We start from the raw sequence: 15,454 nt of genomic DNA, 5'->3' as shown, positions 1-15,454 counted from the left end.
TATTTTGCTTTTATAGATAACTTATCACTTATAGAAAAATGGCTACACCGAATTAATTTACACTACTACAATAAAGCATTTTTATTGTTTCGATATTTGTTAAACAATTTATCCAATCATCCTAAATTAAATTTTTTTATGAGAAGCACTATCACCCTAACTGATGAACAAGCTGTTCAACTATTTATTAACGGAGAAGCAAGCGCACTTGAACTGCTTATCGAACGCCACAAAAACCGCATCTTCAGTTCTATTTATTTGTTGGTAAAAGATAAATATTTAGCCGAAGATATTTTTCAGGACCTGTTTATTAAAATTATTGAAAACCTTAAGTCGGGCAATTACAAAGAAGAGAACAAATTTTTATTTTGGGCCATGCGTATTGCACACAATCTTTGTGTTGATCATTTTAGAAAAGTAAAAAGCAGACCAATTATTAGAACCAGCAACGACACTGATATTTTTGATGTACTGGATTTTGCAGAGCCAAATGCAGAAGAAAGCATTATGAAAAGCCAAAGCCGTAACCAGGTGATGAAATTAGTTAGCCTGCTGCCCGAAGAACAAAGAGAAGTTATTATACTGAGGCATTTTGCTGATTTAAAATTTAAACAAATTGCGGAATTACTTAATTGCAGCGTTAATACAGCCCTTGGCCGTATGCGCTATGCCCTTTTAAACATCAGAAAAATGGTAGAAGAAAAACAACTGGCTTTGTAATATTTTAAATAATCTCTTTTAAATACAATTTTTAAAAACCTTCTGTAAAGAGGGTTTTTAGTTTTATACCACTTACTAAATTATACCATCCATTTGTAAAGTTTCCCCTTTCAAATCCAAAACATAAGCAGTATATTTAATATCATTAAACCTTACTATTATGCCATTCTTCGATTTTCATTGCCACCCCGGGTTAAAGCCACAGTTTGCCAACCCGGATACCAAGCCATCGCCATGGATTTTTATAAATGCTAAATTGGCTGTTTTTAATGATGTAACCATCAGCATTAATAAATTATTTAACGAAGTACTCAATTCTCAAAGCAACTTAAACCAACTGTGGGATAATGATGTAAAATTAATTGGGTTGATACTGCATGCTCCGGAGCAAAAAATTGGCCAGGCGCTAAGCTCAAAAAAAATAGTTAATAAAGGCAGTGTAAATCTTATTGATAAAACACAACTGGCCTATTTAACCACCGGTGTACACAGTTACGAATTGATAAAAGAAGAATTGCGCTGGTTGCAAAAAGCGCCAATGCCAACTGGAAAAAAATTTAAAATCTTAACGAGGGCATCAGAATTTGATGAAGCCATTACCGATACTGTTTGGGGCGCTATTATTGTAGAAGGACTGCATTGCTTTTTTAACGACCCCAATTCCCCAACTGCAAAAATAGAATTCACTAATAACTTTAATGAGTTTACCAATAACAATACCGTGGTGGCTATTAATATTTGCCACATGCAGCAAAATGCGTTTTGCAATCATGCACACGGTATCCAGTTTTTTACACCTTCGTTTTTTTATCCCACCCGTAAAGGCATTACAAAATGGGGAGAAGAAGTAATACAATTAATGATAAATAAAAAAATACTGGTGGATATTAAACACATGAGTTTAAAAACCCGTTGGGAATTATATACCTGGTTTAAAGATTTTACCGATGATACAAAATTTATTCAGCCCATTATTTGTACGCATGCAGGCGTAACAGGTTTATCTATTGCACACCGGGCAAAATATTTATTGCATACCCCGGCAGATAGAGGTTCGGTGTACGAAGTAACTTATTTAAAACCCAAAAGCAAACACGATACAGAAACCTATTACAATTGCAGCAGCATTAATTTATATGATGAGGATATAGCAAACATATTTTTATCGGGAGGTATAGTTGGCCTTTCTTTCGATCAGCGCATTTTGGGTTTTGCAGATGAAAATGTATTGCTGAATGTTACTATACCGCATGATATGGAATACATCAGCAACCTGGAAGCCGATTTCTTTTTGGGGCCCAACCCCACTGCGTTACCGGCATGGACAGACGATAGCGAAGTATGGGCAAGCGAAGATTTTGAAAACTTAGATCCTTCACTTTATGTAGAAATGCACCGCCGCTTTTTAATAAACAATATTGTGCATATTTTATGGGTAGCCAATAATCATCCTTTAATAGATATAAAAAAAGCAATAAAACAAATTTGTATTGGTACCGATTTTGACGGATTAATAAACGCCATCGACTGCTGTAAAGATGCTGACGGTTTAATACAATTGAAGGAAGATATGAGAGATGGCTTAATTGATTTACTAAATAGTGAAGGATTAAATACTATTAATGTTGATACGCTGCTGGAAAATATTTTTTACAACAATGGAAAAAACTTTATGCTGGGCAGGTTAAAAGTGATGAAGGGATAGTGTAACTGTATTATTTACTTTTGGGAATTTTATAAACCAACACTCCTTTTATACTACTTGTGTTTTGTATTTACAAAACACCAACGATATAATTATAATATCAACTACTTTATTATAATTAATAAATATACCAAGCCTAAAAAAGGTGTTTTCACCCCCAAAAATTACCACTTTGTGGTATTGTTTACCTGCGCAAACTGTCTTCTCTTTGTATAACAAAAAATTGAACCCTTTCAAACTTATATATTTCGACAGATTTTTAAGGGCCCGTATTTAAGCCTAGCCTGAAAACTCGAGAATAACTTTAGTAGATTTTTCTCATGCTTGAACAAATCCTGTCCCGGTTCTCCGGGATGGGTTTTTTTATTTAGAAAAGTATGCACTAAAAAAATTATCAAAAAAATACTAAAATAATTAGTGTTGATAAAATAAAGTTATTATCTTTGAATCACCATTTACATTTACAACACAAAATCAGATACATCACATAAAAAAACAAAACACATGAGTAACGCAGCAGACAAAATGGAAAAAACAGAAAAATTTAAGGCGCTGAAATTAACGATGGATAAAATCGATAAAGATTTTGGCAAAGGCTCGGTAATGATGATGAACGAAAAGACCAACATGGAAATAGAAGTTATTTCCACCGGTTCTATTGGTTTAGATATGGCACTGGGTATTGGCGGTTTACCTAAAGGAAGAGTAGTGGAGATTTATGGCCCGGAAAGCAGTGGTAAAACAACATTGGCAATACATGTAATTGCCGAAGCACAAAAAAAAGGCGGCATGTGTGCATTTATTGATGCCGAGCATGCTTTTGACAGTGTATATGCAAAAAAATTAGGCGTTGATATTGATAATTTACTGATCTCTCAGCCGGATTATGGCGAGCAGGCTTTAGAAATTGCGGATCGTTTAATTCTTTCCGGTGCATTGGATGTGGTAGTGATAGATTCTGTTGCGGCATTGGTACCTAAAGCTGAACTGGAAGGCGAAATGGGCGACAGTAAAATGGGTTTACAGGCAAGGTTAATGAGTCAGGCTTTAAGAAAATTGACTGCTACCATTCATAAAACAAATAGTTGCTGCATATTTATTAATCAGCTTCGTGAAAAAATTGGTGTAATGTTTGGCAACCCCGAAACTACAACCGGTGGTAATGCGTTAAAATTTTATGCTTCAGTTCGTTTAGATATCCGCCGTATGACGCAAATTAAAGATGGCGACGAGGCAATAGGTAACCATGTAAAAGTAAAAGTGGTAAAAAACAAGGTGGCACCACCATTCCGCCTGGCAGAGTTTGATATTATTTATGGAGAGGGTATTAGTAAAGTGGGTGAAATTATTGACATGGGTGTTGAGCTGGGCATTGTACAAAAAAGTGGTAGCTGGTTCAGTTACAACAGCGATAAATTAGGCCAGGGAAGAGAATCGGTAAAACAATTAATGTTAGACAATCCGGAAATGGCGAGTGAAATAGAAGCCAAAATAAGAGAAAAGGTAAAAGAAATGCAAACTGCGTAGTTTTAGTTTTCACTTATTAGGGTTAGTAAGTATAAAGTCGTTATGTGTAAAAGCATAACGACTTTTTTGTTTGCCACGGATTGCACAGGTTAACACAGATTAAATGCATTTTACTTTAATAATGTAATGATTTGCCGAAAGCAAAAAAAATCCGTGTTAATCTGTGCAATCTGTGGCAAACCGACTTGGGCGTTAGCTCAAAGTATATCGAAAATCCTTTTTGACTTTTGTTTTAGCGGGCCGAAATAAAATTTCGGCGTACAAAATCGGCAAGTAGTATATTATTACTTTTGCATTATCAATCATGCTATCTAATAAAAAAACTACTGCCCACTTAGCGCTCCTGTTTACCAACCTGTTTTTTGCAATAAACTTAAGTGCTGCAAAACATTTAACCAATTTACAACTTGCAAAACCCTTTGGATTAAATGTGGTAAGGGTTGGCGTTAGCGTAATTTTATTCTGGCTATTATTTTTATTAAAACCAACTCCTGTAAAAATAGAAAAGCAGGACAGGATGCGTTTTGTATTATGTGCACTAACCGGAATTGCCATTAACCAGTTACTTTTTTTAAAAGGCCTTTCTTTAACCTATCCAATACATGCATCGCTGCTGATGCTTACTACACCTATTTTAATTGTATTTATTGCGGCATGGTTTTTAAAAGAAAAGATTGGTGTATTTAAAATTGCAGGATTAGTTTTGGGTATTACCGGTGCTGCAGTTTTAATTTTGGCAAAAGGCGGTACTGCAAATAAAAGCGAAGTTATCTGGGGCGACATATTAATTATTATAAACGCCATTTCTTACACTATTTATTTTATACTTGTAAAACCATTGATGCTTAAATACAGTCCGGTAATGATAATGCGATGGATATTTACCATTGGCCTGGTGATGATATTACCTTTTGGCTGGAATGAGTTTACAGCAATACAATGGAGTAATTTTACAGCTATTGATTTTACAACAATGGCTTTGGTTGGTTTTACAGGCACTTTTTTGGCGTATCTTTTTAATGTGTATGGTATAAAAATCCTCGGGGCTTCTGCAGCAGGTTTTTATATTTACACACAACCATTTTTTGCAACTTTTATTGCTATGATCTTTTTAAATGAAAAATTGGAGTTGTATAAAATTGCAGCAGCATTTTTGATATTTACAGGTGTTTATCTTGCAAATAAACCACCGAAAAATACCTGATTTTATAAATGCAAAATTTTTCCTGAAATTATCATTTTTTGACTTTTGTCAAATTTTATTAAAAGAATTACAAGTAGGTTTGTTGAAATAATAAGTATGACAAAATCATCAGTAGTTCTATCTGTAAATTAAAGTTTATGCTAAATGTTTATAGTAAGTCCGTAAGTAAATTATTAGCTAAAAGAGAAAAGTATATTCTCCTCTGTTTTATTTTTCCTTTAACACTTGCAAGTTGTGATAATAGCGAAGGATTATTTGGGCATAGCGAAACAAAAGAGCAAGCAAAAGCAAACGGATCAACTGTAATTGAATACGTGCCGGACAAAGTAACTTTTGATCTTTTGGATGGTACCCAAATGAAAATTGATACAGCGTGGACGGAAGTTAGTTTTACTTATCACAATGGCAATGAAATTCTTGATTCAGCATATGGATTTCATTTTGGAATTCCCTTTAAAATAAAGGATGAGAAGAGCTTTACTTTTAATTTTCAGCTTTTAGATACTACAAATCGGGTATTTACAAATGGTAGAGGAAGGAAAATATGTTATTTATGCCCAAGAACTTTACATGATACCATGAAAATAATTTTGGAACAAAAAACACCTGATACTTCCATAGGTTGGTTAAAACCTATAATAACTGACACTATAATTTTTACAAGAATTAACGTAAACGGACTGTAAAATTTAATCTTAATTTTATGAAGAGCGTAAATTAATTGTAAAAATGCCTGATTATATATTAGTTCAAACAGATGAAGAATATGATGCAGCAATAAAGCTGTTTAAAGAATATGCGGAATGGTTGAATATTGATCTCGGGTTTCAGCATTTTAACGAAGAGTTAAAAAATTTAAAAACAATGTATAATTCTACAAATGGTGGAATAATACTTTGCAAAGAGAAAGATGATTTTATTGCCTGTGTGGCAATAAGAAAAATTTCAAAAGATATTGCAGAATTGAAACGGATGTTTGTAAAACCAGCTCACCAGCATAAAGGCGTAGGGAAAATTTTGTTGGAAAAAGCTATAACTCTTGCTGTAAACTGTAATTACAAATACATAAGACTAGATACATTAAACCACATGACACCTGCAATAAATTTGTATAAAAAATATGGGTTTTATGAAATTGAGGCTTATTACAATAACCCGGTTAGCACTGCGGTTTATTTTGAAAAGAAATTGTAGCTAATTACAATTATTATACTGTTTAATCAGTTTTTTAAAACTGTAATCTCTGTAATCTAATAGCTCCCATGCAGTTTCTGATATCGTGTTACAATTACCCATGGCATTTTTAAGCTGATTAACATAACCCTTATCAATCTCAATATGAATTCTCGACTTTTCTCCACCGTAGCCAGCCCTGTTATTATAATAAGAGTCTAAACCACCGCTAAGAAAATATCTAACTACTAATTGTACGGGTAGAGCATCAGAAGGGGTTTTATAAAAATAATATTGTGTTTTTAAATCGTCTGTTCCAAAATATAAATTCATTTTCTCCGTAGTATAAATTTCTTTTAAAACCATTACAGTGTCTTTTTGTTTTATGGGCATATACCCAAGTTCAAGATCTGAGAGATTATCGCTGTATAAATTTAAGTTGCAATGTAAAACTATTGTTCCCTTAAATTTCTTATCATAAATCTTTCGTACATTATCTGCATTTATTTGGTTTTCACCATTTTTACCTGAAATCAAAAAAACACCATTCCTTAATTTAATTTCTCCATATAAGCTATCACCTGTATCAGTAACCAAATAATTTTTTGTTTGGCCTGAAACTGTAAAACTAATTAGTACAAATGAAAAAAGAAATACAATTCTCATAACGATAATTTTTTATAATCATTACAGTAAAAATTAAAGTAATCCGGTATGGTTGATAATTAACGGAATTTGCAGTCATTTGGTTGTGTTTAAGGAAAAATATTATTACTAAGCCCCATTTTTTGGATAATCAAAAAACAAAAATTCCTTTTTTTCTTTTTTAAAATCTTTCCAGCTGCTTATAGCTGATTGTATTGCAAATACAGCGCAAGTGGGCATATTATCAATCCGCACATCTGCAACTAAACCATTTACAAAATAACTAATACCGGGGTTGTGTGCAAAAACGGCAACGGTGTTAAAATTGTCGTCTAATTGTTTTATTACTTCGTAAAATACATCTGCAGGCGCATGGTAAAGGGAGCTGATGAAAATTATACCTTCTTCATTTTTTTTGTAAGTCTCACAAAATAATTCGGCTGTTTTTTTTGCCCTTTTGGCCGGGCTTGCAACAAATGCATCAATTGCAATATTCCTGTCTAACAATCTTTTTGCAACTAGAGGCGCATCTTTTTTGCCACGGTCATTCAGGGGCCGCTCAAAATCATTACCAAAAAAACTCTGATCGCTTTTGGCGTGGCGTATGATGAGTAATGTTTTCACTAAATTTATTTGTATAAAAATAAATTATTTTTTACATAAACACAGAAATAACAAAACATATCCAATTCTTTTGCCAAATTTGTACACTAAAACAGTAAAGGCAAATGTTCAAATCAACAATGTTGTTTTTTGGTTTCATTGTAGTAATGATATCACATGTCAATTCTCAAAACATAATTACAACACCTTCTGCAAAAAATATAAGTGCAATAAAATTTTTGGGGGAGTATGATATTCCTTTTAACCTGAAGTATAAAAACACCACTGTTGGCGGCTTATCCGGCATTGATTATGATGCACAAAATAAATTGTATTACATGATTTGTGATGACAGGAGCGAAAAAAATCCGGCAAGATTTTATACAGCTAAAATTTTTATAACCGCAAAAGGAATAGACAGCATGCGTTTTACAGGAGTTGTAAATATGCTGCAACCGAATAACACTGTTTATCCAAATAACAAACAAGATGCATGGCACACGCCAGACCCCGAAGCGATACGCTACAACCCTGTTACAAAACAATTGGTATGGAGCAGCGAGGGGGAACGAATTGTAAAAGCAGCCGATACGCTGCTGGAAAATCCTTCGGTAATTGCCATAACTGTAAAAGGAAAATTTAAAAATAATTTTCAATTGCCGGCTAATCTTACCATGCATCCAACTGAACAAGGGCCAAGGCAAAATGGTGTACTGGAAGGAATGAGCTTTGCAGATAATTATAAAACACTTTATGTAAATACAGAAGAGCCCCTGTATGAAGATGGCCAGCGTGCCGGGCTTGAAGATGTTGATACCTACATCCGCATTTTTAAATTTGATGTTGAAAGTAAAACCAACACTGCTCAGTATGCTTATAAATTAGAACCCATTGCATATGCTGCTAACCCGGCAAACGGATTTAAAATAAATGGTGTAACGGATATTTTAAGCGTTGGTAATAATAAGTTATTGGTTATGGAAAGATCCTTTTCTACCGGAAGATTGCCATCCACAATAAAACTTTTTATTACCACATTAGATACAGCTACAAATATTAAGGATGTGCAATCGCTTAAGGAAAACAATAATTTTGTACCGGTAACAAAAAAATTATTGTTGAACATGGATGATTTAGGTATTTATATTGATAATATTGAAGGGGTTACTTTTGGCCCTGTATTGCCTAATGGCCATAAATCTTTACTATTTATAGCAGATAATAATTTTTTTCCGTTTGAAAAAGCACAACTGTTATTATTTGAAGTGGTGGAATAAAAAGTGCTGAACAAGAAAAAAATAGTTGTTATATTTATTGCTCTAATAATCTTTATTAACTAAAACTTTTAGAATAAATTTTTTACAATGAAATTATCAGTAATAAAAAAAATACTACTGCTTTGCGCTTTCTTCTATTTGCCTTTTACCAGCATGGCCTGGGGCGTATTAGGGCATCGTATAATTGGACAAATTGCCGACAGCTATCTTACAAAAAGTACAAAAAAAGCAATTGCAGAAATTTTAGGAACAGAGTCGGTTGCTATGGCAAGCAACTGGCCCGATTTTATAAAGTCGGATCCAGCGTATAATTATTTATCTAACTGGCATTATATAAATTTAAAAAGTGGCCTTAGTTACGATAGCGTAAAGGCGTTTTTAGCTACAGATACTGCAACAGACGCTTACACCAAAATAAATTTTTTAGTTGCCGAATTAAAAAATAGAAATTTGGAAAAAGAAAAGAAAATACTTTATCTGCGGTTACTGATACATATTGTTGGCGACATACACCAGCCACTGCATGTGGGCAGGCTGGAAGATTTAGGCGGTAACAGGATAAGAGTTTTATGGTTTAGGGATTCTACAAATTTGCATACGCTGTGGGATACGCATCTTATAAATTTTCAGCAATTGAGTTATACAGAATATGCAACAGCCATTAATTTTACAAATAAAGATCAACGCAACAGTTTACAGCAACAGCCACTTACCGAATGGCTATTTGAATCGTACCAGATTGCAGATAAAATTTACGGAGATATAAAAACGCCCAATCAAAAATTAGAGTACGCCTATAATTTTAAATATGTGGATATACTAAACAACCAATTATTAAAAGGTGGTATAAGGCTGGCTGGTTTGTTGAATGAAATATTTCGGTAGGAATGCGCCTGTGGCGCATTCTATCTGAACGTGCCGTAAAGGCACCTTCCTATGTTAATAACCCCTTACATTTTTCCCTTCCATATAATTCATAAATGCTTTATTGCAAACCCTGTTGCCGCCGGGTGTAGGATAGTTGCCGGTAAAATACCAATCGCCGGTATTGGTGGGGCAGGCTTCATGCAAACTTTCAATGGTTTGGTAAATAACCTGTATAGGAATATCAATATCTTTTGGAGTAATTAATTCTGCAATTTTTTTGCTCATTTCTTTTAATGCAAATGGCTTATAAATTTCACGAACTACATTTTCGGTATGCAGCTGATTATTGCGCTGTAACTCTTTGCATCTTTCTAAAGTATCAGTTAAAATATGTTCCTGTTTAGTATCATGCAGTAATTCAATAGCGGCTCTAAAAGCAATAAAATCTCCCAGTTTGCTCATATCAATACCATAACAATCGGGGTAGCGTATTTGCGGAGCCGAAGAAACTATAATTATCTTTTTTGGCTGCAGCCGGCTTAGCATACGAATAATACTTTCTTTAAGTGTAGTACCTCTTACAATACTGTCATCAATAACGACCAGCGTATCTTCATTTTTTTTAACGGTGCCGTAAGTAATATCATATACGTGTTGCACCATTTCGTTTCGGCTGCTGTCTTCGGTAATAAAAGTACGGAGCTTAACATCTTTTATAGCAATTTTTTCAAACCGTATCTTACGGGTTATCATTTCGGTTAACTGCTCTTCATCAAAATCTTTTCCCCAGCTGGCAATGCGTTCTATTTTTATCTTGTTTAAATAATCTTCTGCTCCTTTTAATAAACCATAAAAAGCAGTTTCGGCTGTATTAGGTATAAAAGAGAAAATAGTATTTTTTAAATCGTACTTAATAACTTTTAAAATAACATCGCTTAAATTATAACCTAACGCAATTCGCTCCCTGTAGATTTTTTCATCGCTGCCACGGCTGAAATAAATACGCTCAAAACTGCAGGCCTTTCTTTCTTTTGGTTCTAAAATTTCTTCAATGGTATAACTGCCATCTGCTTTTACAATTAATGCATTGCCGGGCATTAATTCCTGCACTTCATTTTCACCCACATTAAAAGCAGTACGTATAGCAGCTCTTTCGCTTGCTGCAACAATTACATCATCATTTATATAATAGTAAGATGGACGGATGCCATGTGAATCTCTCATTACAAATGCATCGCCATTGCCAATTAATCCGCTAAAATTAAAACCACCGTCAAATAAAGGCACGGCTTTTTTTAAAACTTTAGCAATATCCATATGACCCGGAAATGCTTCATCAGCTTTTACAATAAAATGATGCACTACTTCCATCATGGCAGCAAGATCACTCTGGCGCTGAAACACACCCGGATCAATATTTACCAGTCCGAATAATTCTTCGGTATTAACTAAATTAAAATTGCCGGCCAGTGCTAAATTTCTTGCAGGTATGGTGTGGCGTTTTATAAATGGGTGACAAAACTCTGCATTGTTTTTCCCCTGTGTACCATATCTTAAATGCCCCAGCAAAACTTCTCCTAAAAAATTAACGTGGCCTTTCATCAAACCCGGGTGGTTTTTAATATCGGGCTGATACTTTTCTATTTCATTTATTTCTTTTCCAATCTGACTAAAAATATCGGCAATGGGCTGGTTGGCACAACTACGCAGGCGGTGTAAAAAAGGGTAACCAGGTTCGGTATTTAATTTTACGGTAGCAACACCTGCACCATCCTGGCCACGGTTATGCTGCTTTTCCATAAGCAGGTACAGCTTGTTAAGCCCATACATTACCGTACCATATTTTTGTTGAAAATGACTGAAGGGCTTGCGGAGGCGAATAAAAGCCAGGCCGCATTCGTGTTTAATTTCTTCGCTCATGATTAGGAGTGAGGCGCAAAGTTAATGCATTGCAAAACAGCGGCAAACTAAAATCAAAGCTGATGATGTGAAATAAAAATATTGCTTCAAATATTATTAAGATTGATAGCGTGTAAAAGAGAAGCTGTTATCCTCACCCTCGAGACAAGAGGGTCGCTGCCATTAAGGAGCACAAAAAAGCCTATGCAAAAAAATGCAAAGGCTTAAATAAATTAAAGCTGTAGGGGGAGGGATCGAACCTCCACGAGGCAGTTAGCTGCAGTACAAAGTTCGGTGGTCGACCCCGGTCGCATCGGTATTGCTACTAATACGGCTCTATGCTGCGTTTATCCTGTTATCCTCACCCTCGAGACAAGAGGGCATGTCTGCCAAAAATTTCATCACCCCACAATTTTTAAGAACTTGATAGTGCAAATCTACACTTTTAACCATTACTTTAAAAATAATTCATAAAAAATTTGGAAAATATAGAAATAATTCAAATATTTGTGTGTTATATTGAAATTAAACTAAAATAAAAATTAAAGATGGCTGCTAAATTGAATCTTGACAAATTAGATCTTCAGATTATCCACGAGATGATGGAAACTGCAGAAATATCTTATGCTGATCTTGGAAAAAAATTGTTTGTCAGCGGAGGTACCATACATGTGCGTATAAAAAAGTTGCAGGAGTTTGGTATTGTTAAAGGTACACGATTAAATGTAGATTTAAGACAACTGGGTTACGACATTACCGCATTTGTTGGTATTTACTTAGAGAAAAGTTCTTTATACGATAGTGTTGCAAAAGATTTAATGCAGATACCGGAAATTGTAAGGCTGAATTACATTACTGGTAATTACAGCATGTTTATAGAAATAGTTTGTAAAGATATTAACCAGCTGAGAAATGTTTTGCATGATGAATTGCAAAAAATAAAAGGGATTGAACGAACTGAAACTTTTATTTCTTTAGAAGAAGGCTTTAGCAGAAATGTGCAGGTGGCACCGAAGGAGTAAAGCAGCTCAGGCCCCTCCTATCCTCCCAGGAGGGGAGGGAAATGAAGAAGAATAAAGCGAAGATTAATTTTACAAAAAAAAATTTGTTGAAAAAAAAGCAAGCCTAAAATATTTTAGTGCTTAAAGTCCTCCCTTCCGGGGAGGATTTAGGAGGGGCTGGTTCTCACATCCACCGCATCCCTCAACCCATTGCCTAATAAATTAAAAGCAAGCACCAATAACATTATAGCAAATCCGGGTATTAAAGCCAGTAAAGGATTATGAGTAATAATGAAATTGTAATTCTCCTTTATCATTAAACCCCAGCTGGGCTGAGGCGGTTGTACACCAATACCCAAAAAACTTAAACCGGCTTCTACAATTATAGCAGTTGCAAAATTGCTGGCAGCAATAACTAAAATTGGCCCCAGTATATTGGGTAAAATATGTTTAGCAATTATTCTAAAATTGGTGTAACCCAAAGCTTTTGCCGCTTGTACAAACTCCAGTTCTTTTATGGCCATTACCTGCCCACGGACCAAACGGGCCACACTAACCCACATGGTTAGCCCAACAGCAATAAATATTTGCCAAAACCCTTTGCCCATAGCCAAAGTAATGGCAAAAACCAAAAGTAAAGTAGGAATACTCCAGGTAACATTTACCAGCCACATTACCACTTCATCTATCCAGGCTTTAAAATAACCTGCAATTGAACCTAAAATAATACCCAATGTTAAGGAGATAAGCACTGCAATTAAACCAACCGCTAAACTTACCCTTGTGCCAATAATTAAGCGGCTTAAAATATCACGGCCAAATTTATCGGTACCCAGCCAGTATTTTTTAACAATAATATTTTGTGTAGTAAAATTTTCCGGATGCTTATTAGTAAGCTGATTAACCGAAAAATATTGAACCACTGAAGTATCCTCATCAATAAATTTATTTATAAAAAGACTGTCGTTTTTTACAGCATAACCACTTACAGGAATTAAACGGTAATTATTTTTTTTGCCGGATAATAAAATAGTAAACCAATTTTCATAGCTGCTGTTTTTAAAATCTGGAACTTTTAAAAACTGTTGTGTATATCCCGGTTTCTTTGCCTGTATCTCCACATTTTGTAAATCGGCATTGGGAGAATTATCAGGAGCAACTAAATAACCAAACATTGCCAGAAGCACAGCAATGCAGATAATGAACAAACCAAACAAAGCGCTTTTATTTTTTTTAAGCCGCTTCCAGGTTTGCTGGTTATAAGAAAGAGATTGCTGCATAATGTAAAAGTAGCAAGAATAATAAGTAAACCCTAAACATCTAAACCATCAACTTCTGCACTAATTTAATTCCAGCACATCATTAGTCCATTCTCTTATTTCCTGGCAAAGTATTTCATAATCTTCCCAGCGTTTTCCAAAAGTGGGCAATAGCTCTTTTAATTTTAATTGCCAGTCATCACTTTCAAAACTTTCTTTAAAACAATTTTTTAAAACATTTATCATTACTGCAACTGCTGTTGAAGCACCGGGAGAAGCACCCAGTAAAGCGGCTAACGATCCATCGGCAGCACAAACTAATTCGGTTCCAAATTCCAATACGCCACCTTCTTTTTCATCTTTTTTAATTACCTGCACCCGCTGCCCTGCAATTACTAATTCCCAGTCTTCCATTTTTGCATGAGGATAATATTCTTTCAACGCATTCAACCTGTCTTCGGCAGATTGTGTAACCTGTTGAATTAAATATTTTGTAAGCGGCAAGTTGTGCCAGCCTGCAGAAAGCATCGGCACCATATTATGCCACTCCATACTTTTAGGTAAATCGAAATACGAACCATTTTTTAAAAACTTAGTACTAAAACCTGCAAAGGGGCCAAAGAGCAATTCTTTTTTTCCATTGATGATTCGTGTATCTAAATGCGGCACACTCATAGGTGGTGCATTTACACCGGCTTTGCCATAAACTTTTACATCATGCTGTTGAATAATATTTTCGTTGGTGCAACGCAACCATTGTCCACTAATGGGAAAACCGCCATAACCTTCTGCTTCTTCAATATCCGATTTTTGTAATAATGATAACGACCCGCCACCTGCGCCAATAAAAACAAAATCGGCATTCATTTTTATTTTATCATCATTCAATAAATTTTTTACAGATAATTTCCATTTTCTATCATCCTGTTTTTCCAAATCTCTTACCTCGTGATTTAAATACAACGTTACATTTTTTAAACTTTCTAAATGTGCAAACATGGCATCAGTGAGCAATCCAAAATTTACATCGGTACCCAAGTCCATTTTTGTAGCGGCAACATTTTCTGCAGGGTATCTTCCTTCCATAACCAAAGGCATCCAGTTTTGCAATTGCTTTGCATCGGTGGAAAACTGCATGCCATTGAATAAAATATTTTTTGTGAGCGCATCAAAACGATTTTTTAAAAAAAGTACATTCTCATCGCCCCAAACAAAACTTAAATGTGGTACATGATTGATAAAATTTTTTGGAGATGAAATATATTTTTGCTGCACCAGGTAAGCCCAAAACTGTTTCGACATTTCGAACTGCGATGCAATTTTTAAAGCTTTGCTGATATCTATTGTACCATCTTCTTTTACCGTGGTATAATTTAATTCGCAAAAGGCAGAGTGGCCGGTGCCGGCATTATTCCATGCATCGCTGCTTTCTTCGGCAGGTTTGTTCAACCTTTCAAAAATAGTGATTGAAACATCGGGCATTAATTCTTTTAAAAATATAGCCAGGGTTGCACTCATTATACCTGCGCCAATTAATACAACCTCAGCACCCATGTTATTCTTAAAATTCATCT

The 15,454-nt window shown here is 34.8% G+C and carries 14 protein-coding genes; 9 read left to right on the top strand and 5 right to left on the bottom strand.

What is annotated here, in order from left to right; all coding sequences use genetic code 11:
- The first annotated feature begins 138 nt into the window (after nucleotides 1–138).
- The 6 genes from ACY651_RS17910 (at nucleotide 139) to ACY651_RS17885 (ending at nucleotide 6,350) form a co-directional block, all read left to right on the top strand.
- Nucleotides 139–720, top strand: coding sequence for an RNA polymerase sigma factor (locus tag ACY651_RS17910; RefSeq protein WP_462254873.1), 582 nt, complete (start codon nucleotides 139–141; stop codon nucleotides 718–720).
- A gap of 160 nt (nucleotides 721–880) precedes the next feature.
- On the top strand, nucleotides 881–2,425 hold the full coding sequence (locus ACY651_RS17905) for a membrane dipeptidase (protein WP_462254872.1): 1,545 nt from the start codon (nucleotides 881–883) through the stop codon (nucleotides 2,423–2,425).
- Nucleotides 2,426–2,929: 504 nt separating this feature from the next.
- Nucleotides 2,930–3,952 carry a recombinase RecA gene (gene recA / locus ACY651_RS17900; RefSeq protein WP_462220773.1) on the top strand — a complete coding sequence of 341 codons (1,023 nt, stop codon included), beginning with the start codon at nucleotides 2,930–2,932 and terminating at the stop codon, nucleotides 3,950–3,952.
- 304 nt (nucleotides 3,953–4,256) lie between these two features.
- Nucleotides 4,257–5,156 carry a DMT family transporter gene (locus ACY651_RS17895; RefSeq protein WP_462254871.1) on the top strand — a complete coding sequence of 300 codons (900 nt, stop codon included), beginning with the start codon at nucleotides 4,257–4,259 and terminating at the stop codon, nucleotides 5,154–5,156.
- 137 nt (nucleotides 5,157–5,293) lie between these two features.
- The gene (locus ACY651_RS17890; RefSeq protein WP_462254870.1) at nucleotides 5,294–5,842 is read left to right on the top strand and encodes a hypothetical protein; all 549 of its coding nucleotides are present in this window, start codon (nucleotides 5,294–5,296) and stop codon (nucleotides 5,840–5,842) included.
- Between the two features lie 43 nt (nucleotides 5,843–5,885).
- Nucleotides 5,886–6,350, top strand: coding sequence for a GNAT family N-acetyltransferase (locus ACY651_RS17885; protein ID WP_462254869.1), 465 nt, complete (start codon nucleotides 5,886–5,888; stop codon nucleotides 6,348–6,350).
- On the opposite strand, the gene ACY651_RS17880 is transcribed toward ACY651_RS17885, so the two are convergent.
- Both ACY651_RS17880 and ACY651_RS17875 read right to left on the bottom strand, forming a co-directional pair.
- A complete protein-coding gene (locus ACY651_RS17880) occupies nucleotides 6,351–6,995 on the bottom strand; it encodes a hypothetical protein (protein WP_462254868.1) in 645 nt (214 codons plus the stop codon).
- Nucleotides 6,996–7,103: 108 nt separating this feature from the next.
- Nucleotides 7,104–7,598, bottom strand: coding sequence for a SixA phosphatase family protein (locus ACY651_RS17875; protein WP_462254867.1), 495 nt, complete (start codon nucleotides 7,596–7,598; stop codon nucleotides 7,104–7,106).
- Nucleotides 7,599–7,744: 146 nt separating this feature from the next.
- Here ACY651_RS17875 and ACY651_RS17870 point away from each other — a divergent pair, with 146 nt between their 5' ends.
- Together ACY651_RS17870 and ACY651_RS17865 are read left to right on the top strand one after the other, a co-directional pair.
- Nucleotides 7,745–8,854, top strand: coding sequence for an esterase-like activity of phytase family protein (locus ACY651_RS17870; RefSeq protein ID WP_462254865.1), 1,110 nt, complete (start codon nucleotides 7,745–7,747; stop codon nucleotides 8,852–8,854).
- A gap of 87 nt (nucleotides 8,855–8,941) precedes the next feature.
- A complete protein-coding gene (locus tag ACY651_RS17865; protein WP_462254864.1) occupies nucleotides 8,942–9,739 on the top strand; it encodes a S1/P1 nuclease in 798 nt (265 codons plus the stop codon).
- 54 nt (nucleotides 9,740–9,793) lie between these two features.
- Here ACY651_RS17865 and ACY651_RS17860 read toward each other — a convergent pair whose 3' ends face one another.
- Nucleotides 9,794–11,641: an amidophosphoribosyltransferase gene (locus tag ACY651_RS17860; RefSeq protein WP_462254863.1), complete on the bottom strand. Its 1,848-nt coding sequence runs from the start codon at nucleotides 11,639–11,641 to the stop codon at nucleotides 9,794–9,796.
- Nucleotides 11,642–12,168: 527 nt separating this feature from the next.
- Here ACY651_RS17860 and ACY651_RS17855 point away from each other — a divergent pair.
- Entirely contained in the window at nucleotides 12,169–12,642 is a 474-nt protein-coding gene (locus ACY651_RS17855; RefSeq protein WP_462221286.1) for an Lrp/AsnC ligand binding domain-containing protein, read from the top strand.
- A gap of 146 nt (nucleotides 12,643–12,788) precedes the next feature.
- Here ACY651_RS17855 and ACY651_RS17850 read toward each other — a convergent pair whose 3' ends face one another.
- Complete coding sequence (locus ACY651_RS17850) at nucleotides 12,789–13,901, bottom strand: ABC transporter permease (protein ID WP_462254861.1); 1,113 nt, start codon at nucleotides 13,899–13,901, stop codon at nucleotides 12,789–12,791.
- A gap of 60 nt (nucleotides 13,902–13,961) precedes the next feature.
- On the bottom strand, nucleotides 13,962–15,452 hold the full coding sequence (mqo, locus tag ACY651_RS17845; protein ID WP_462254860.1) for a malate dehydrogenase (quinone): 1,491 nt from the start codon (nucleotides 15,450–15,452) through the stop codon (nucleotides 13,962–13,964).
- Nucleotides 15,453–15,454 lie beyond the last annotated feature (2 nt).

Origin of the sequence: Ferruginibacter sp., from assembly GCF_031391665.1 — a bacterium.
Taxonomy (GTDB): domain Bacteria; phylum Bacteroidota; class Bacteroidia; order Chitinophagales; family Chitinophagaceae; genus Ferruginibacter.
The sequence above is the reverse complement of the archived record's forward strand: the minus strand, read 5'-3'. Positions and strand labels throughout refer to the sequence as shown.

What these genes read in the sequence shown, in the direction of transcription:
- ACY651_RS17910 (WP_462254873.1), top strand. Translation starts at nt 139, where the DNA reads ATGAGAAGCACTATCACCCTAACTGATGAACAAGCTGTTCAACTATTT.
- ACY651_RS17905 (WP_462254872.1), top strand. Translation starts at nt 881, where the DNA reads ATGCCATTCTTCGATTTTCATTGCCACCCCGGGTTAAAGCCACAGTTT.
- recA (WP_462220773.1), top strand. Translation starts at nt 2,930, where the DNA reads ATGAGTAACGCAGCAGACAAAATGGAAAAAACAGAAAAATTTAAGGCG.
- ACY651_RS17895 (WP_462254871.1), top strand. Translation starts at nt 4,257, where the DNA reads ATGCTATCTAATAAAAAAACTACTGCCCACTTAGCGCTCCTGTTTACC.
- ACY651_RS17890 (WP_462254870.1), top strand. Translation starts at nt 5,294, where the DNA reads ATGCTAAATGTTTATAGTAAGTCCGTAAGTAAATTATTAGCTAAAAGA.
- ACY651_RS17885 (WP_462254869.1), top strand. Translation starts at nt 5,886, where the DNA reads ATGCCTGATTATATATTAGTTCAAACAGATGAAGAATATGATGCAGCA.
- ACY651_RS17880 (WP_462254868.1), bottom strand. Translation starts at nt 6,995, where the DNA reads ATGAGAATTGTATTTCTTTTTTCATTTGTACTAATTAGTTTTACAGTT.
- ACY651_RS17870 (WP_462254865.1), top strand. Translation starts at nt 7,745, where the DNA reads ATGATATCACATGTCAATTCTCAAAACATAATTACAACACCTTCTGCA.
- ACY651_RS17865 (WP_462254864.1), top strand. Translation starts at nt 8,942, where the DNA reads ATGAAATTATCAGTAATAAAAAAAATACTACTGCTTTGCGCTTTCTTC.
- ACY651_RS17860 (WP_462254863.1), bottom strand. Translation starts at nt 11,641, where the DNA reads ATGAGCGAAGAAATTAAACACGAATGCGGCCTGGCTTTTATTCGCCTC.
- ACY651_RS17855 (WP_462221286.1), top strand. Translation starts at nt 12,169, where the DNA reads ATGGCTGCTAAATTGAATCTTGACAAATTAGATCTTCAGATTATCCAC.
- ACY651_RS17850 (WP_462254861.1), bottom strand. Translation starts at nt 13,901, where the DNA reads ATGCAGCAATCTCTTTCTTATAACCAGCAAACCTGGAAGCGGCTTAAA.
- mqo (WP_462254860.1), bottom strand. Translation starts at nt 15,452, where the DNA reads ATGAATTTTAAGAATAACATGGGTGCTGAGGTTGTATTAATTGGCGCA.